The sequence below is a fragment of the Aeromonas sp. 600276 genome, from assembly GCF_049175815.1.
In the GTDB taxonomy this organism is placed as follows: Bacteria; Pseudomonadota; Gammaproteobacteria; order Enterobacterales; family Aeromonadaceae; genus Aeromonas; species Aeromonas dhakensis.
Map to the genome: position 1 here is coordinate 139,761 of NZ_JAAKVU010000006.1, position 18,450 is coordinate 158,210.

General features: G+C 62.5%; 10 protein-coding genes. 5 read left to right on the forward strand and 5 right to left on the reverse strand.

What is annotated here, in order from left to right; translation table 11 throughout:
* Window positions 1-100 precede the first annotated feature (100 nt).
* Complete coding sequence (locus G5134_RS08150) at window positions 101-457, forward strand: hypothetical protein (protein WP_010634335.1); 357 nt, start codon at window positions 101-103, stop codon at window positions 455-457.
* Between the two features lie 76 nt (window positions 458-533).
* Here the strand turns inward: G5134_RS08150 and thiI are convergent, their stop codons facing one another.
* Complete coding sequence (thiI, locus tag G5134_RS08155) at window positions 534-1,982, reverse strand: tRNA uracil 4-sulfurtransferase ThiI (RefSeq protein WP_025201851.1); 1,449 nt, start codon at window positions 1,980-1,982, stop codon at window positions 534-536.
* A gap of 178 nt (window positions 1,983-2,160) precedes the next feature.
* On the opposite strand from thiI, the gene G5134_RS08160 reads away from it, so the two are divergent.
* Complete coding sequence (locus G5134_RS08160; RefSeq protein ID WP_025201852.1) at window positions 2,161-3,120, forward strand: hypothetical protein; 960 nt, start codon at window positions 2,161-2,163, stop codon at window positions 3,118-3,120.
* 103 nt (window positions 3,121-3,223) lie between these two features.
* Here the strand turns inward: G5134_RS08160 and pbpC are convergent, their stop codons facing one another.
* From pbpC to G5134_RS08175, 3 genes are all read right to left on the reverse strand, one after another.
* The gene (pbpC, locus tag G5134_RS08165; RefSeq protein ID WP_421231967.1) at window positions 3,224-5,596 is read right to left on the reverse strand and encodes a penicillin-binding protein 1C; all 2,373 of its coding nucleotides are present in this window, start codon (window positions 5,594-5,596) and stop codon (window positions 3,224-3,226) included.
* A 1-nt stretch (window position 5,597) separates the two neighbouring features.
* Window positions 5,598-10,487 (reverse strand): alpha-2-macroglobulin family protein, encoded by a 4,890-nt coding sequence (locus G5134_RS08170; protein WP_421231951.1) that lies wholly within the window; start codon window positions 10,485-10,487, stop codon window positions 5,598-5,600.
* Window positions 10,488-10,651: 164 nt separating this feature from the next.
* Window positions 10,652-12,340: an FAD-dependent oxidoreductase gene (locus G5134_RS08175; RefSeq protein ID WP_421231952.1), complete on the reverse strand. Its 1,689-nt coding sequence runs from the start codon at window positions 12,338-12,340 to the stop codon at window positions 10,652-10,654.
* Window positions 12,341-12,474: 134 nt separating this feature from the next.
* On the opposite strand from G5134_RS08175, the gene G5134_RS08180 reads away from it, so the two are divergent.
* The 3 genes from G5134_RS08180 to G5134_RS08190 all read left to right on the forward strand — a co-directional run bounded on the left by G5134_RS08180 (window position 12,475) and on the right by G5134_RS08190 (window position 17,026).
* A complete protein-coding gene (locus tag G5134_RS08180; RefSeq protein WP_421231953.1) occupies window positions 12,475-15,414 on the forward strand; it encodes an EAL domain-containing protein in 2,940 nt (979 codons plus the stop codon).
* Window positions 15,415-15,479: 65 nt separating this feature from the next.
* Window positions 15,480-16,298 (forward strand): pyruvate formate lyase 1-activating protein, encoded by an 819-nt coding sequence (gene pflA, locus G5134_RS08185; RefSeq protein WP_017765948.1) that lies wholly within the window; start codon window positions 15,480-15,482, stop codon window positions 16,296-16,298.
* 86 nt (window positions 16,299-16,384) lie between these two features.
* Window positions 16,385-17,026 (forward strand): energy-coupling factor ABC transporter permease, encoded by a 642-nt coding sequence (locus G5134_RS08190; RefSeq protein WP_117404108.1) that lies wholly within the window; start codon window positions 16,385-16,387, stop codon window positions 17,024-17,026.
* A gap of 80 nt (window positions 17,027-17,106) precedes the next feature.
* Here G5134_RS08190 and G5134_RS08195 read toward each other — a convergent pair whose 3' ends face one another.
* Window positions 17,107-17,631 carry an acyloxyacyl hydrolase gene (locus G5134_RS08195; protein ID WP_042008261.1) on the reverse strand — a complete coding sequence of 175 codons (525 nt, stop codon included), beginning with the start codon at window positions 17,629-17,631 and terminating at the stop codon, window positions 17,107-17,109.
* Between the last annotated feature and the right edge of the window lie 819 nt (window positions 17,632-18,450).

Here is an 18,450-nt window from a genome sequence, read left to right on the forward strand (position 1 = left end):
TTGCGTTGAACCAAGCAGGCTTTTCTGTTGTCATAGGATGCAGTGTTGTAAGCCGGAATCCCTCATGCAAAAACTTGGACTCATCGCATCACTGTTACTGATGAATGTGGCAACGGCGCAGGCTGAAGCCCAGGTACTGTTTGGTCGGCTCGCGTCCACCCCGGTGCAGCAGTTCAACCAGCAGATCCGTCAGGCAAGCACTGCCCAGCAGAGTTGGGTCAATGACTATCGTGAAGTGGCATTGCGTTTTGTCGGCCACAGCGACATCCCCAGTCGCATCCAGGCACAACAGCTGGACAACGATCTGGTGCTCTCCGTTGCCCTTGACGGCACCAAGAGCGACATGATCTACATCCTGACCCTGTTTCGCAGCAACAACCTGTGGCAGATGCGCCAGGCTGAGATGGGGTGGCGCTGCCAGGGGCAATCCACCTTTACCCCGGTACCCTGCCCTTAACGCAGGCCCTCTCTACCGAGTGAAATAAAAAATCCGGCTCATTGGCCGGATTTTTTATGCATGCGTGAACGTCATATTACGGACGGTACACCTTGACGTTGGCAAAGCCCTTCTCTTTCAGATAGAGCGCCTGCAGCTTGCTCATCACGCCGCGATCGCAGTAGAGCAGGTAGGTCTTCTCTTTCGGCAGGTCGCCAAAGGCGGTGGCCAGCTTGAAGAAGGGGATATGCATGACCTCACGCCCTTCCACCAGCAACGGCTTCTCGTCGTGCTCATCCATGGAGCGGATATCGAGGATCACCTCGTTGTCACCGCTCTCGGCGGTGGTCTCCACTTCCTGCACTTCGGCAGCAGTCTCTTCACCGATGCGACGAATGTCGAGGTAACGGGCCTCGGCCACCACCTTGTCCAGAATGGCGAAGTCGAAGTTGCCCTCTTCCTCTTCAATACGGGCCAGATCGGCCTTCACGGTCGGCTTCTTGGAGATGACACCGCAATACTCCGGCATGGTCTCAGCGAACTCCAGGGTACCGATGCGGCGCGCTTCGCTGATGATGTCCGGCTTGTCCCAGGTGATGAGCGGGCGCAGGATCACCTTGTCGGTCACCCGGTCGATGACGTTCAGGTTGGTGAGGGTCTGGCTGGAGACCTGACCCACGCACTCACCGGTCACCAGCGCCGGGATCTGGAACTCGTCGGCCACCTTGGCGGCGGCGCGCATCATCATCCGCTTGAGCACCACGCCCATCTGGCCGTTGTCGATCTTCTCGAGGATCTCGGCCACCACAGGCTCGAAGTCCACCGCGGTGAAACGCACCCGGTGGGAGGAGCCGAAACGGTTCCACAGGTGATAGGCCACCTGCTTGACGCCGATCTCGTGAGCGGCACCACCCAGATTGAAGAAGCAGTAGTGCACCCGGCAGCCGCGCTTGATGAACTGGAAGGAGGCCACACCCGAGTCAAAACCGCCGGAGATAAGGCTCAGCACGTCTTCCTGGGTGGCGATGGGCATGCCGCTCAAGCCCTGATGGATGGCGCTGACAATGAACAGCTCCTCGCCGTCGATCTCGAGGTTGATCTTCACGTCCGGGTTCTTGAGACGCACGCCGTTGCTCACGCAGTGCTGGTTCAGACCGCCGCCCACGTAGCGCTCGATCTCGAGCGAGGAGAACTCGTGCTTGCCGTGGCGCTTGGCGCGCACGCAGAAGGTCTTGCCCTCGAGCTGATCACCCCAGACGGCCTTCACCTGCTCGAAGATGTCGTGCAGGTCGGTAAACTTGCTGGCTTGCACCTCGAGGAAGGCCTGAATGCCGGGAATGCAGGCCAGGGCTTCGATGGCCTGTTCACGGAACTGGTCATTGCGGGAGCTCACGATCAGCTTGTCCCAATCCATCCGCACCCGGGCATCGTCGTCGAAGCGGCGCAGGACATTGCGGATATTGCCCTGCAGGATCTTGATAAAGCGCTGGCGAACCGACTTGCTCTTGATGGTGATTTCCGGGAACAGCTTGATAATGAACTTCATGGTAATGACTCGGGTGACCTTGATTTAAGGGCGCGAATTATATCAGAACTTTGTGGCCAGCGCCTACTGGATGAGCGTTTGCTCACATTCCCCCACGCAATGTTTGCCGCAGCGAGGCAATCTTGCGTATATTCCCGAACCTGCGTCCCGGCAACATTCCTGACCACAGACCCATTCGATGAAGACCTACATCTACTACCCCGGCATGGAAGTGCGCGACGAGCTGTGGCTCAAGTTTGCCCTGCTCTATCTGGAGCGGCTCGCCTTCGTCTTCACCGTCAGTGAGAAAAGCGGCCTCACCGCCCTGCTGCAAACCCTCGAGCAGGAGACGGATCTGCTGGCCGAGCGGCCGGATGCCGCCTTCTTTGCCGCCATCACCCCCCAGATAGAGAGTCAGATTGCCGGCCTTGTCGCCCCCGACTTCGTCCGTCACAAGGTGTTTGGCAACAAGGAGCTGATCGGGCGCTGGCGCCAGCCTGCCAACCACGACTGCTTCTGCCCGGCCCAGGCGGGGCTGGAGCGGCTGCACGGTTTCTGTCTGGCTCACGGTTTTGCCAGCCGGGAGGAGGGCGGGTTCAGGATGGCTCGCCGCTTTGCCAACCTGCTCTCCATGCGGCTCGCCCGCGAGTGGGCGCTCGCCAATGAGGGGGCCCTCATCACCGATCACGACTATCTGGACCGGCTGCTCCACCTGCTCGAATCCCGCTACCACAACCGGGGGGGTCAGGATTGCTTCCACCTCGAAATCCCGCTGCAAGTGCCCACTCACTTGGCCGACATCCCGTTTGCAGAACTGATCGCCCTGCGCAGTCGCAGCGGCTTTCGCCAGCAGTTGGCCGAGTTCAATCAGGCGCTCGATGCCCTGCTCGCCATGCTGGGCAGCGGCTACGCAGAACCCACCGTGCTGACCCGCTTCGAGCAGGCCCAGCAGGGGCTCAACCAGCTGCTGGGGCCGCAGACCCAGAGTCTGCCGCTCACCACGCTCGTCAGTACTGGCTTACCGGCCATGGCGATGATCCATCGCCTCAAGGCGAGCCACCCGGACAGCAAGCTGGTGTTTCACTCCATCAAGAAGAGCCACTTCCACCAGCGCAAGAGTCAGCACTTCTTCACCCGGCTGGGTCAGGTCAAGCCCTGAGCCCGCTACGCCCTACCAGGGATTCGACAATCCGCTGACGATATCTGGCTATCCCCCGATATCGTCAATATTCTGACACGCCAATTAGGCACCGCCTCCCCCCTCAGGAGGGATTCTCCAGCCGAAACTCGATGCGATCGCTGTTGCCCGCCTCGTCCACCACCACCAGCTGGTAGCGACCCGCCTCGCTCAGCACCTGATCCCCGTCCCAGCGCAGCCGCTGACCGTTGAGAAACCAGGCCGCTTTGCCGACACCGCCCAGCACCTTGGGCTGCAGCCGATAGCGCTGGCTGCGAACAAGGTTGCCCTCCCCCAGCGCCACGATGCGAATGGGGGCCTGCAGCTCGGCGCTCTGCCCTTCCCCCGCACAGCCGCTGGCGAGCAGCGCCTGTCGTCGCTCGCCGGGCGTTCGCCACGGCTCCAGTGACAATGGCCAGAGCGCCCGAAAACCGGATTGCGTCGCATCCTGACAGCGGCTCAGAGTGGGTTTTCCCTGATCGGTCAACGCAACCTGGCGCAGCGGCGAGGGCCAGTCCATGGGATCCGGCAAGGTGGGAGGATCGCGCCCTTCCAGCAGCCAGGCACTCTGACGCTGCAGACAGGCCTCAGGCAGGGTCGCGCTCGCCTTGCGCCCCAGCGGCCAGCAAACTTCGGCCTCGCTCACCGTATTGGGTTGTGCCGGCAGGGGGCTGCTGTCAGCCAACCGCGAGTAGACCGAGAGCAGCAGCGGCACCGCCGCGCTCTGGCCGTAAAAACCGGGCATGGGGGTGCCATCGGGGCGCCCCAGCCAGACGCCGATGGTCCAGCGACCGGAGACCCCCATCGCCCAGCTGTCGCGATAGCCATAGCTGGTGCCGGTCTTCCAGGCCAGTCGGTTGACCCGGCCGGTCGCCTCGCTGGCAAAGGGCTGATCCGCCCGCCCCTGCGCGCTCAGGATCTGCCAGATGATCCAGGCCGCCCCCGGGCTCAGCAAGGGGCGCGACACCGCCTGCTGCCCCGCCAGCCAGACCGGCATAGCTACCTGTCCCTCACGGGTCAGCGCACTGTAGAGCGCCACCAGCTGCTCGAGTCGAATGCCCGCCGCCCCCAGCGCAATGGCTGGATTGGGTTTGTCGGAGAGCGCCAGCCGCACCCCGGCGTTGTCGAGGCGGCTGACCAGCTTGTCCGGTCCAAGCGCCTCCAACACCTGCACCGCCGGCACGTTGAGGGATTGCTGCAGCGCCTGGGCGAGGGTCACCGGCCCCTGAAAGGCGCCGGAAAAATTGGCGGGACGATAGTCAGACCCGAGCCTTGGAGCATCAGAGAGCAGGGAGGCCGAGTGCACCAGCCCCTCGTCCATGGCCAGACCGTAGATAAAGGGTTTCAGCGTAGAGCCGGGGGAGCGGATCGCCTGCACCATGTCCAGATAACCGTGGCGGCGCAAATTGCCATACTCGGCGCTGCCCACATAAGCACGCACTGCCATGGTTTTGTTGTCTACCAGCAGCAGGGCCGCGGAGGTCTGCTCGGGGAAACGGCGGATATAGCTGGCTACCCGCCCCTCCAGCCAGCGCTGCAGATCGCCGTCTATGGTGGTGTGCACCAGCGCCCCGGCCTGATTATCGGCGGCAAGGCGGGCAAACAGCGGCGCCTCCATCGGCGTGAAGTGACCGCGGGCCAGCACCGGCTCGATGCGTCCCTCCAGCCACGCCTGTTCGGGCCAGACACCCTGCGCTACCAGTCGCTGCATCACCTTGTCACGGGCGGTGCGGGCCCGCTCGGGATGGCGGTCCGGCCGGTTGCGGCTGGGAGCCTGCGGCAGCACCGCCAACAGCGCAGCCTCGGCATAGGTCAGCTTGGCGGCGCTCTTGCCGAGATAGGCAAAACTTGCCGCCTGCACCCCCTCCAGGTTGCCGCCAAACGGCGCCCGGTTGAGGTAGACGGTGAGCAGGGTGCGCTTGTCATAGTGCCACTCCAGTTGCAGCGCGCGGGCCATCTGGCGCAGCTTGCCGGGCACGCTCCGGTGGTAGGGCTCGATAAGACGCGCCACCTGCATGGTAAGGGTCGAGCCGCCCGATACAGCCCGCCCATAGCGCAGCCACTGCCAGACCCCGCGCACCATGGCCACCGGATTAACCCCGGGATGACGCCAGAAGTAGCGATCCTCGTAGCCGAGCAGAGCCTCGATATAGCGGGGGGAGACCTGCTCCAGGGTCACGGGGTAACGCCACACGCCGCTGGTATCGGCAAAGGCGCGCAGCGGTCGCCCCTTCATGTCGAGCACCACCCGTGCGTAGGCAGGGTCGAGCGGTGGCGGCGGGAAGAGTCGATCCAGCGCCAGCAATGACAGGAGCAGTGCTACAACGCCCAGCACCGAGCAACGCAGCCAGCGTGGCAGGCGACCAAGCCAGCGCCAGCCAGCGCGGCCAGTGCGACCCAGGCTCAGCCAGCCACGCTGCCAGAAAGTGAGCGGGCGAACCCGCTCAAGGGAGGGAATGTTACTCAGAGATGATCACCTCATGGATATCCTCACCCACAGCCCGCAGCTCGGGACGGTACATATCCTCCACCTGGGTCGGCGGCACCTGATAGCGGCCCGGCGTCACCGCACGCATCAGGTAGACCAGCTGCTGGTTGCTCCCCTCGCTCAGATCCAGCGCCGCCGTGTAGCGGTCATCGCGAAACTCCTGATGCTTGAGATAGTCGTTCCACTCGCTCTGCCACGCCGGTTTCCCCTCGATGGAGAGCTCTTCCAGCTTGATGCTGTTGCCAAGGGCCGGGTTCTCCAGCTCGAAGCCAGCGGGCACCATCTCCACCAGCAGGGCATCGGGCACCGCCGATTCACTGCTGACGTTGAGCCGCACCACCACCAGATCGCCGACCTTCACCTTGGCGGGATCAAACGGCTGACCGTCGCTGTTGAACCAGCTGCGGGTCACGCTCATCCCCTTGCTGATCCGTGCCGGAGCCTGTTCGGGGTAACCTACCAGAGTGCGCTGCACATAGAGGGATCCCTTGCCCTCGTTGGTGACGGAGCTCGCCGCCAGCGCCTCGGGGGCGCCCTGCTGCAGCGGAGCCGAACCGCTCAGGGATCCACTGCCAAGAGAGGAGGTCATCCTGGCCTGCCAGTCGACGGCCGGATCGAAACGGGCGAGTCGCAGCAGGGCGAGCCGCTCCTGAGTGCTGAGCCACTGACGATGGGCCAGGGTATCGGCCACCTTGGCACTGAGGGCTGACCAGCTCTCCGCAGCCAGCTTGTGCTGACGCAGCAAGGAGAACTCAAGGGCTTCATCGCGCAGCGGCGAGCCGTAATCCCCGAGATAGTCGTCACCACGCTCGGTCGCCAATGCCCGGCTGAGGGCCTTGGCGGCGTTCTGCTCATCCCCCATGGCCGAGAGGGCCAGCGAGAGGTGCAAAAGCGGCAAACCTGAGCGGGCGTGATCGGCCTGCTGCTCCCAGATAAGACGCAGGGTAGCGAGCGGCGCCTTGCCTACCCTGGCCAGCACATAGGCACTGTAAGCCTGATAGGCCAGTCGGCTGTGCTCGGGGGCACTGCTCCAGCGCTCACCATACTGACTGTCGGTGAGATAGCTTTGCAGCCGGTTCAGCGCCTGATTGAGCATTGCCTCAGGGACTGTATCGCCTGCCTCCTTGCGCGCCAGCAGGTAGTCGGCGGCATAGGCGGTGAGCCACTGCTCCTCGTCGGAGCGACCATCCCAGAGGCCAAAGCCGCCGCTTGGCAGTTGCAACCGCTGCAGCCGTTGCAGCAGGGCGCGCTGCACATCCGCCTCGCTCGCCGCTTTCTTGCCCTCTGCGGGTTTGCTCCAGGCGGCCCGCTCATCGGCCGTGGTCAGCAAGTAAGGCCAGGCACGAGACAGGGTCTGCTCCAGACAGGCATAGGGGTAGTCAGCCAGCGCCTGCCACTGGGCAGCCGGATCCCAGGGGGGAGTGCCGGAGAGGCTGAGCAGCCCCTGCAGGTTGGCGCGATCCAGCCCGGCCAGCTCAGCTGGCGCAAAGCTCATCTGCTGACCGGGGGCCAGCATCTGGTAGCGTTGACGAGTCTGGGCCGGCCAGGGGGAGCGCAGCGGCAAAGTCCAGTCGCGGCTGATGGCAAAATCCTTGCCGCTGGCCGCCAACTGCAAGCTCGCCACACCGCTCGCCCCGGTCACGGTGAGCGGCAGGGTCAGCCACTGCTCCTCGCCATTTTTAAGGGCAAGGGTGCCGAGCAGCTCGCCGTTTGCCTTTAGCCCGCCATTGAGGGTCCAGACAAGGGAGAGGGTCTGATCCTCGCCGCTCATGTTGCGCAGCTGCACCAGCGCCCGGGTCTCATCCCCTCTGGCGCCAAAGCGCGGCCAGCCGATCTCGGCCACCAAGGGCGCCACCACCTTGACGGCACGCTCGGCCTCACCCACTTGCTGTTCGTTCCATGCCAGCGCCATCAGTGCCAACTCGCCGTTGAAGTTGGGCAGTTCGAGCGGGATCACCGCCTTGCCGCTCTCATCAAAACTCACCTCGCCGCTCCAGAGCGCGGCTATCTCGACCCGGCTCTCAAGCGCGCCGCCCTTTTTCAGCGGCGCCCGGTCCCCCCCGTAGTTGAGGCGGGCCAGCTTGCCATCCTGCGGCGGGATCACCTGACCGTAGTTGTCGAACAAATCTTGAGCGAAGCGCTTGCGACCAAAGAAGATCTCGAACGGGTCGAGCGGCTGGTAGTCGCTGATATTGAGCACGCCCCGATCCACCGCCGCCAGCACCACCCGCCCCTGACTGTTGGGGGTGGAGGTGGCTGTCACCTCCAGTCGGGTGAGCGGCACCGCTTTGTCCGGTGCGCTCAGGGTGAGCGGCAGACGGCGAGCTTCCCGATCCAGGGTGAGCGGCACCAGACCGACCGAGCGCAGGCTCTGCCCCTGTTGCTTGCCGGCCGGTTTGGACGCGCTGTCTGGCGCGGCGATCTGGGCCGAGATATGCAGGTCATGACGCTGCCACTCGGGGCTGACCGGGATCTCGAACTCGCCGCGGGCATCCTTGGCATCGCCATCGGCCCCCTTGAGCTCGATACGCTGCCACCAGCGCAGGCCGTCACCATCCTCCACCAGCAACAACCCCTTGCCGGGGCGCGGCGCCACCAGGGTCACTTTGGCCTTGTCGCCCGCCTGATAGGCGCGCTTGTCGAGGGTGATGGCAATCTTGTCGGGCCGTGCCTGCTCGCCACCGCCGCCCCAGGCGTAACTGCCGATCTCCACCCGCAGGCTCGATTGGTGGCCCTGACTGTTCTCCACCTCCACCCGATACCAGCCCGCCGCCAGTTGCAGCGTGAGCGGGGTCGGCCCCTTGCCATTCAGCTGCAGGGTCTGCTCCTGCTCCAGATAGGGCTGGCTGTTGAACTCGTACTTCCACCCCTCGCCATCGGCATAGTGCCAGTAGTAGTCGCGGTACTCGTTGATGAGGCGCACTTTCACCGCCCCCGCCACCGGTTGGCCCTTGTCATCGAGGTTGAGGATCTGGAAGGGGAGCGGCTTGCCCCCCTCCACCCGATCTGCCACAAAATCGGCCTTGAGCGCCGGCCACTGGCTGTCCACGGGCCAGCCATACTGGGTGCGGCTACGATTGACGGCGCGGCCACCGGGCTCGGCGAGCGACACCCGATAGGCCACCTCCAGCGGCCCGAGGGCGCGCACATTGTCGAGCTCATCAGCAAGCGAAAATGTCCCCTGCCCCTGCGCATCGAGGGTGAGATTCAGCGGTTCAAGATCCTTGGCCTGCTCGGCGAGCAGCACATCACCCAGGGTGAACTCCTGCCACTGGGTAAAGGGCATGGTGGCGCGGCTGATCTTCACCTCCGCCTTGGCCTTGGTGGCGCTCGCTGGCGCGCCGTAGAGATAGTCCCCTTGCAGTGGCAGAGTGAGGGCCGCGTCCAAATCAGTGACTTCGCCATCCGGCCCCTTGCCAAGCTGCAGTTTCAGCCGCTCCGGCAAGAACTCCTCCACCAGAAAAGGCCACTCGAAGCGACTGCCGGCGGCGGTCTTGAGGTTGATGGTCCAGCGCCCCAACGGCGCATCATCCGGCAAACGCAGGCCGTAGTGAGCGGCGCCAAGGCTATAGGGCAGCAGCCGTTTCTGTTCGAGCAGTTGGCCGTCCGGTTGTTTCACCTCCAGCTCCACCGCCATGCCCGGCAGCAGCTGGCCATCCTGCCCTTTTAGCAGGATCTCGCTGTCGAGCCGCTCGCCGGGGCGATAGAGGTCGCGCCCGCTAAAGAGATACAACTGCTGGGCCTGCCAGGGCTGGGTACCGAGATCGAAGGTGGAGAGATCGAGCGCAGCCCCATCGAGGCGCAGCACCGCCAGATGATTGCCCTGTTCGGCCAGCAGCAAGCGAGCACCCTGCACCTGGTCGAAGCGGCGATGGCCCTGCGGATCGGTGGTTTGCACCTGCAGCCGGTTACCCTTCTCGTCGAGCAGAGAGAGCTGCACATCCTTGAGCGGGTCGGCGCTGGCCAGGGAGCTCACGAACACCTCCAGCTGATCGCGGTAGCGGCGGGCACTGAGCCCCATGTCGCTCACCGCAAAATAGGTGGTCTCCTTGCGCCAGTCGTAGTTGCCAAGGGGCGACATCACCGCAAAGTAGACACCGGCCTCGGCCAGCTGCGGCTCCTTCACATTGATAAGGCGGGTCTCGCGCCGGTTGGCATCGAGCTCCAGCGCATAGCGGCCGCTGAACACCCGCTTGGCCCGCTTGGTGATCTGCTCAAGCTCCCAGTTGCCCATGCCGGCACTGGGGCGATACTCGGCCAGGAAACGGGGCAGATACTCCGCATCGACCCGAAAGAAATCGATATTGACCTCGTCCACGTTGACCGCGCTGATGGGCAGGCGCAGCTCGTCGCGCAGCGGCAATACCATGCCGCTGGCGGTAAACGAGGCCCCCGCCTCCAGCGGCCGGGTCTTGAGGGTCCAGCGCTGGGGGGATGGACCCAGCCCCGCCTTGAGGCTCACCTCGTAACTTTTATCGGGCTGCACGTTCGGAAAATAGAGGGTGCGGCCATCATCGGCCAGGATCCACTCCCCCTGCACCTGCTTGCCTCCCTCACTCACAGAAAGCCAGCTCTGCCAGTTCGCCTTGGGCACCAAGGGGCCGGAGAAGACCAGCGCCAGCGCCGGGGCATCCCGATATTGGCGGGCATTGGCTTGTACAACTGAACCCGGTGCCCCCGCCTCTTGCCGGGCCATCGGGTCAGTTGTCGGAGCCTGGCTGGCAGGCTTGTCGGGGCCGCAGCCGCTCAGCAGCAACGCCGTGAATCCCGCCAGCAGCAGGGCCGACCAGCGGCGCCCGGGGACGGCCGTCTGTTGCGGTGAGGAACGAGAGAAGCGAGGGTGAGAGTCGACGCGGCGCATAAATGTCATCCCTGATTGGCTCGCTGCCAGTGCAGCGCAATAGCCAACAGGATAAGGGATCAGGCTCGCTTGACACAAAACTCATTGCATTAAAACGCCGCCGGCCCCCGCCAGATGCAACAGCGCCGACCCTGGGGTCGACGCTCGCTTGCGGCTGGGGCGGATTACTCCATCACCGTCATCTGCCAGGTCTTGAAACCGCCGGAAAGGTTTTTCACCTTGAAGCCGTGCTGGCTCAGCAGGCGACAGGCCACGTGGCCGCGCAAGCCCACCTGGCAGCTGATGAGCAGCTCTTTGTCCTTGGGCAGTTCATGAAGGCGACTGCGCAGCTCATCAAGCGGAATGTGCATCGCCCCCGGAATGCGACCCAGCTTGTCGAGCTCGGGGCCGTTGCGCACATCCAGCACCTGCTGATGGGGGTGACGGGCCTCAACCTCGGCGGCATGACAGAGCAGGGTATCCCCCTTCAAGTGGTTGCTGGCCACAAAGCCGGCCATGTTGATCACGTCCTTGGCCGAGCCGAAGGGCGGTGCATAGGTGAGTTCCAGATCCTGCAGATCGAATACGGTGAGACCGGCGCGCTGGGCCACCGCCAGCACGTCGATGCGCTTGTCGACCCCGTCCTTGCCGATGGCCTGGGCGCCATAAATCTTGCCATCCGGGGCAAACAGCAGCTTGAGGCTGACCGGGTGGGCGCCGGGGTAGTAACCGGCGTGGCTGCCCGGGTGGACATAGGCCTTCTCGAACGGCAGCCCCAGCTGCAGCAGCCGTTTCTCGTTCAGGCCGGTGCTCGCCACCGCCAGATCGAACAGCTTGCAGATGGCGGTACCCTGGGTCTTCTTGTAGGTTTCGGCGCGGCCCAGCATGTTGTCGGCGGCGATACGCCCCTGCCGGTTGGCAGGCCCCGCCAGCGGGATCAGCACAGACTCGCCGGTGACGAAGTCGGTCTCCTCCACCGCATCCCCCACCGCATAGATGAAGGGATCCGAGGTGCGCATGGCGGCGTCCACCTTGATGCCGCCGCGGGGCCCCAGTTCCAGCCCCGCCTTGGCGGCGAGCAGGGTCTCGGGCTTGACGCCGATGGCCAGGATCAGCAGGCCGGTGTCGAGCCGGGTGCCATCGCTCAGGGTCAGTCGCAGCCCGCCCCGTTGTTCAGTGGCCACGGCAGCGGTTTTTTCCGCCAGCACATCCAGACTCTCGATGGCGGAGAGGCCGGTGCGCAGGCGCAGGTCGATCCCCTCCTCCCGGATGCGGGCATGGAGCATGTTGGCCATCTCCTTATCCACCGGTGCCATCACCTGGTCGGAGAGCTCCAGCAGGGTGACGTCCAGCTTGCGCTGGTGCAGCGCCTCCATCATCTCCAGCCCGATGAAGCCGCCCCCCACCACGGTGACGTGGCGCGGCTGATCGTGCGCCAGCGCCGCCAGAATGCGATCCATGTCGGGAATATTGCGCAGGGTGTGCACACCCGGGCTGTCGATGCCGGGGAAGGGAGGCCGGATGGGGGCCGCGCCCGGGCTCAGCAGCAGCACGTCGTAGGCTTCGCGCCGCTCTTCACCGGTCAGCAGGTTGCGCACCAGCAGGCTCTTGCCGGCCTTGTCTATCTCGATGACATCGTGAAAGACCCGCACATCCACGTTGAAGCGGCGCTTGAAGCTTTGGGGGGTCTGCAACAGCAGGGCATCCCGGTTGGGGATGTCACCACCGATGTGATAAGGCAGCCCGCAGTTGGCGAAGCTGACGAACTCGCCCCGCTCGAACATCACAATTTCCGCCTCTTCGCTCAGACGGCGGGCTCTGGCGGCGGCAGACGCGCCCCCCGCTACCCCGCCTACAATCAGGATCCGTTTCATCAGCAAGACTCCAGTCAACGACAAATTGACATTAAATTAGTATTTTCTAATTTAGATTTCAATGAAATTTTGTTTGCACCGATTTTGCAGTATTCTTGCCACCCGACAGTCGTTCAACAGGATGTTATCAGTTCATGTCGTCAACCGCGCTCAGTCATCTCTCTTCTGCCAGCCAGACACCGCTGTTCTTTCGTCTGGACGTGCGCAGCCAACGGCTGGTCGCGTTGACCGATGTGATGCAAACCCCGCTCTACTGGCTCGATGAGCCAAGGGGCCCCTGGCCGGCCCAGCTGCCGGATGCGCTGCGCCTGCCCATCGAACAGGCCCTCAGCAACGGCCAAGGCGGCAAGCTGGTGCTGCGCTTTGCTGGCCAGCAGTGGCACATTGCCCTCTCCCACGAACAAGACGCCTTCTGGCTCATCTGCCTGCAGACCCTGCGCCAGGAGCCGGTGGCCGACCTGGCGCTACAACTGCCGCGCCTGAGCCAGATGGCGAGCCAGCAGCAGTTTGCCGCCATGCTGGAGGCCCTCAAGGAGAGCCTGGGGGCCGATCGCCTCATCCTCTGGCACTATCAGGCCAACGGCCCCCTCGGCAGCGAGCAGCTGACCCCGGTCTTTACCCTGGGGGCCGACGAGGTAGCCGCCATTCGCGGCGACAGTCGCTACATCCGCGCCCTGCGCACCCGCAAGTCCCTGAGCTTTTCGGAAGCTGCGCACCAGCCCATGCTGAGTCAGCACTACTATCTGGCCAATGCCGGGGTGAGCTCGCGTCTGGACGGTGCCTTGCTGGAGCAGGAAAAACTCATCGGCGTGCTGAGCCTCGAATACCTCAACGCCACCCCGCTGAGCGAAGAGATGCTGCAACTGGTGCGTCACAGCGCCCAGCTGCTCGGCCACTGGCAACCGGTGCCGGAACCGGTCCAGCCCGCCGTGCTGACGCTGCCTGCCGAGCTCACCCTGCTGACCGGCATCGCTTACTGCCGCGCCCTGGTGAGCTGGGCCATGGGCATCAGCGGCGCGCGCATCGGCTGGATTGGCGAGTACCAGCCCCGCGGCCAGGATCTCTGGATGATCCCGCGCTGCGTTCTGGAGGGGGAGACCTTCTCGGTGCTCAAGCCCATCCAGATGGACCCGGGGCCTGGCCAGGAGCTGTTCCAGCACGGCCAGGCTGTCTATGTGGAAGACCTGCCCCTGCGCTATCCCCAGGCCAGCCAGTTGCTGGCACTCAATGCCCCCGTCTATGTCGGCATTCCGCTGCACGGCTCGCAGGGCGCCCCCATCGGCCAGCTCACTCTGCTGCTCGACACGCCACTGGCCGACCCCATGCCGCTGCTCGACGCCCTCAGCAGCCAGCACGAGCGGGCCGCCGTCGAGTTGCAACGATTGGCCGCCGACGATGCGCTGCGGCTGGCCGAGGTGGCCTTCAACACTCACGACGGTCTGCTGGTGATGGATCACAAGGGGATCATCCTCAAGGTCAACCGCTCCTTTGGCCGCATCACCGGCTTTGCCGACGATGAGATGATCGGCCAGCATATCGTCCGGCTCAGGCCCACCTACTATGGCGATCACCTGGCGCAGGACGTGCGCGAGGCGGTGGCGGCCCAGGAGTTCTGGATGGGCGAAGAGCGCTGTCTGCACAAGGATGGCCACCTCTTTCCGGTGCGGCTGATGGTGAGCGGGGTGCAGGATGAGCACGCCGAGATCAGCCACTACGTCTGCAGCTTCTACGACATCAGCAAGGAGAAGGAGGCGGCGCGCCACATCGAGCAGCTCGCCTACTACGACGATCTGTGCGGCCTCTACAACCGTCGCAGCCTCAACGACATCATGCAGCGCACTCTGCAGGAGGCCAGCGGCCAGTGGGGCGCCCTGCTGCTGGTGGATCTGGACAACTTCAAGTCGATCAACGACTCCCTCGGCCATGCCTGCGGCGATCTGCTGCTGCAGGCGGTGGTGGAGCGGCTCAAGACCCTGCCCCAGGACAATCTTGTGCTGGCCCGTATCTCGGGGGACGAGTTCGCCCTGCTGTTCAGCGCCCTGGGCCAGGGTTATGTCACCGCCAAGATCCTGGCAGAACACTTCGCCCGCGAGCTGATGGGGCTGTTCCGCATCCCGTTCGACATCGAGGATCACAAGCTGCACTGCAGCGCCTCGGTGGGGATCAGCCTCTTCTCGAGCGAGGACAAGGATCACCTGGTGCTGATGCAGCAGGCCGACACCGCCACCCACATGGCCAAGCGATCCGGCCAGGGCAACTATGTGTTCTTCAGCGAGGCGATGGCGGAGAAAGAGAAGAGCAAGCTGGCGCTCAACAACCAGCTGCGCGACGCCCTGCGCCACCACGAGCTGCAACTGCACTATCAGCCGCAATACCGGGTCGACAACGGCGCGCTCTCCGGCATCGAGGCGCTGCTGCGCTGGCAACGCAGCGACGGCAGCATGGTGCCGCCGGCGGAGTTCATCCCCATCGCCGAGGAGACCAGCCTCATCCAGGACATCGGCTACTGGGTGATGAAGACCGCCTGCGCCCAGTACAGCTTCTGGCTCAACCGCGGGCTGGCCATTCCCCATCTGTCGGTCAACGTCAGCGCCCGCCAGTTCCACACCGCAGGCTTCGTGCAGCAGGTGGAATACATATTGCGCGATACCGGGGTGCCCCCCTCCCGCCTGCTGCTGGAGGTGACCGAATCCGTGGTGCTGGAGAACCGGCTGGAGAGCATCGCCAGGATGCGCCAGCTCAAGGAGCTCGGCATCCTGCTCTCCATCGATGATTTCGGCACCGGCTACTCGTCGCTCGCCTACCTGCGCGACCTGCCGGCGGACGAGGTGAAGCTCGACAGAAGCTTCATTCAGACCCTGGTGCACAGCGAGCAGGACAAGGCCATCGTCAAGGCGATCCTGGAACTGGCCAAGGTTTTTCGTTTTACCGTCACCGCCGAAGGGGTGGAGGACGAAGAGCAGCTCGCCATCCTCAAAGCCCTCGGATGCCAGCATTATCAAGGCTTCCTGACCAGCAGACCGCTCACCGCCAAAGCCCTCGAGAGCCTGCTGGGTGCCCCGGTACCGGGCTAAACATGTAGGATTTATAGGGCTTTATGTAATAAAATAACGGCCTGCTCGAATCATTGGAGTCGTCTATGTCTGTCATTAATCGGATCCCTGCTGTCGAAGTCAGCGGCACCGCCGCTGAAACCAGTGTGACCACCGATACATCCGGGGTCATTGGCCGGATCCATTCCGTTGAAACCTGCGGCACCGTCGATGGCCCCGGAATACGCTTCATCGTGTTCATGCAGGGTTGCCTGATGCGCTGCAAGTACTGCCACAACCGCGACACCTGGGATACCCAGGGCGGCCGCGAGGTGACAGTGCCGGAGTTGATGAGCGACATCACCAGCTATCGCCACTTCATGAATGCCTCGGGTGGCGGCGTCACCGCCTCCGGTGGCGAAGCCATGCTGCAGCAAAATTTCATCGCCGAACTGTTCGCCGCCTGCAAGGAGAAGGGCATCCATACCTGCCTCGACACCAACGGCTTCGTCCGTCACTACGACGAACAGCTCGACAAGGTGCTCGACAATACCGATCTGGTGCTGCTCGACATCAAGCAGATCAACGACGACAAGCACATTCCGCTGACTCACGTCAGCAACAAGTACACCCTGGAGTTTGCCCGCTACCTGGCCGCTAAGGGCAAGACCATGTGGATCCGCTACGTGGTGGTGCCGACCTGGTCGGACGATGACGAGAGCGCCGAGGGGCTCGGCCAGTTCATCGCCGAGCTGGGAGAGTGCGTCGAGAAGGTGGAGCTGCTGCCCTATCACGAACTCGGCAAGCACAAGTGGGACGTACTGGGCGACACCTATGATCTCACCGGGATCAAGCCGCCCAGCAAGGAGACCATGGACCGCGTCCAGGGCATCCTCGCCAAGTACCACAACAACGTCAAATATTGATAGCTCAGGGGCTGGCCGGGAAAACGCCGGCCCCTTTCACATCGGGCCTCGCCCACCTGCATGCCGTCACCGGACAAGGATCTGCCATGAGTGAAGGACAAGCCGCCGCCCTGCTGCTCTGGGTACTGCTGCTCACATTCAGCCTGCGTGGCACCTTGCTGCGCACCCTCCACGACAATCCGCTCTACCAGCACCTCTGCCTTGGCGGCGCCATCGTGCTGGTGCCGCTCTGGACCCTGCGGGCCGGCCTGCACGACGGACTGGAGGTGCACTTTCTCGGCCTCACCAGCCTGACCCTGCTGCTGGGCTGGCGCCTCGCCCTGCTTGCCCCCTGCCTCACCCTGCTGGTGCTCGGCTATTTTGATGTCATCAAGCTTGCAGACATCGGCTGGCAGGCCCTCATCGGCGTGGCCCTGCCGGTCGCCACCACCTGGCTGCTGTTTCTGGCCAGCTGGGCCTGGCTGCCGCGCCACCTGTTCGTCTATCTGTTCGTGGTGGCCTTTCTTGGCGGCGCCCTCTCCATCTCGGTCAAGGTGGTGGCCAGCGCCCTGCTGATGGGTCTGAGCGACACCTATCCCTGGTACACCATCAGCGCCGACTACCTCTCCATCTGGCCACTGCTGCTCTTCCCCGAAGCCCTGCTCAACGGCATGACCATGACCCTGCTCGCCATCTACCGCCCCCACTGGGTCAACACCTTCTTCGACCGGGAATACCTGGGCCGCTGATCCCGACGCAGGGCTTGATTATCACCCGCCAAACAAAAGCCCCTGTTCCAGGGGCTTTTGTTTGTGAACGGCAAGCGAGGTTAGAAGCGATATTCAATGTGGATGGAGTGACTATCCAGACCCGGGTTCTGTTCATACATGTTGGCGTTGGACATGTGCTCATATTGATAGCCAATCAGCCAGTTCGGCGTCAGCGCATAGCCAAGACCAATACCGCTTGAAAACTGAAATGGCCCGCCATAGTCCTTGAAACCATTGCCGCGGTGGCCAAACTCATGCTCCGCCAGCCAGAGCACTTCAACCGGGATCCAGACTACCCAGTTACCCCACAGGCACTCAGCCCTGGCTCCGGTTCCTAGTCTGGCAGTGCTGTCATCTCCGACCTTCAACATGCCGCCCCGGACACCCAAACCCAGCTGACAGCCTGAGTCACCCCAACGCCAAAACATGTGGTGGTATTTCACATCGACACTATAGATATCGAGCTTTTCGTCTTCGGCTGGTTTGCCAAGCTGCAGTGCCATTATGTCATCCTCGGCGAAGACTCCCGTACTGACAGCCATGGTCGCCAGCAATCCTGAAAGCAAGATCGAATTAGCGTTCATCGTCTCCTCCACCATCCCTGTTGTTTGCGCCGCCACATCCAAGTGCAAGCGAGTACATAACAGACATAGTCAGTCAGAAGGAGGTTTGTCAATTGAGTATTAACAACTAAAAAAATCAACATTTCATGTCAAATAGTCTACCAAATCAAGGAAAAGGCTCACTTTGTCAGAATAAACAAAAAGACCTGTCCGTTATTTGAACAACAAAATAACATCAAGCACCAACATCGAAATACACATAAAAGCAAGAAATGCAGATCACAAAAATAGAATTTTATTGAGGATGAGGGATGTATGAGAAAAGTCTTAATTAATCATTTTTTCGCCATCAATACTCACCATGTTCGTGTCAATTACCATTAAGTTTCAAAAAAAACACATATACAACAATTGGTTATATTATTTGGTCGCGTTTACGAACAATTGATAATGCGTGTTGACTCAATTGCAGCTGGTAGGTAGTATGCAGCGCAAATAAAATTAAGCATGACGCGCGTCACAGAACGACGTCATATGCACGGGTTGATTACTTGCTTTGCAAGTCCACTTATGTTTGTTGCCATCAACAAGCTACGCCTCGCTATCACCCCCATTTTATTTTTATTCAACACAATCTGCTCTTTACGCCGGGAATATGTCATTGCCGTGCGGTAGCTATACCCTAAGCAAATTAACACAGAAACAAACAATTAACATACCGATAACGCAATATAGTTACCTAGCATTGCGCAATGAATTATTCGCTTTCAAGACATTGCTGCTTTGCCAAACCTTTATGCTAGAGTCGCCCCTCTTGATTTTCATACGCTGATGAAAGAT

Excerpts from the sequence above, each read along its gene's own strand:
- G5134_RS08150 (WP_010634335.1), top strand. The coding sequence starts at position 101 with ATGAATGTGGCAACGGCGCAGGCTGAAGCCCAGGTACTGTTTGGTCGG.
- thiI (WP_025201851.1), bottom strand. The coding sequence starts at position 1,982 with ATGAAGTTCATTATCAAGCTGTTCCCGGAAATCACCATCAAGAGCAAG.
- G5134_RS08160 (WP_025201852.1), top strand. The coding sequence starts at position 2,161 with ATGAAGACCTACATCTACTACCCCGGCATGGAAGTGCGCGACGAGCTG.
- G5134_RS08170 (WP_421231951.1), bottom strand. The coding sequence starts at position 10,487 with ATGCGCCGCGTCGACTCTCACCCTCGCTTCTCTCGTTCCTCACCGCAA.
- G5134_RS08175 (WP_421231952.1), bottom strand. The coding sequence starts at position 12,340 with ATGAAACGGATCCTGATTGTAGGCGGGGTAGCGGGGGGCGCGTCTGCC.
- G5134_RS08180 (WP_421231953.1), top strand. The coding sequence starts at position 12,475 with ATGTCGTCAACCGCGCTCAGTCATCTCTCTTCTGCCAGCCAGACACCG.
- pflA (WP_017765948.1), top strand. The coding sequence starts at position 15,480 with ATGTCTGTCATTAATCGGATCCCTGCTGTCGAAGTCAGCGGCACCGCC.
- G5134_RS08190 (WP_117404108.1), top strand. The coding sequence starts at position 16,385 with ATGAGTGAAGGACAAGCCGCCGCCCTGCTGCTCTGGGTACTGCTGCTC.
- G5134_RS08195 (WP_042008261.1), bottom strand. The coding sequence starts at position 17,631 with ATGAACGCTAATTCGATCTTGCTTTCAGGATTGCTGGCGACCATGGCT.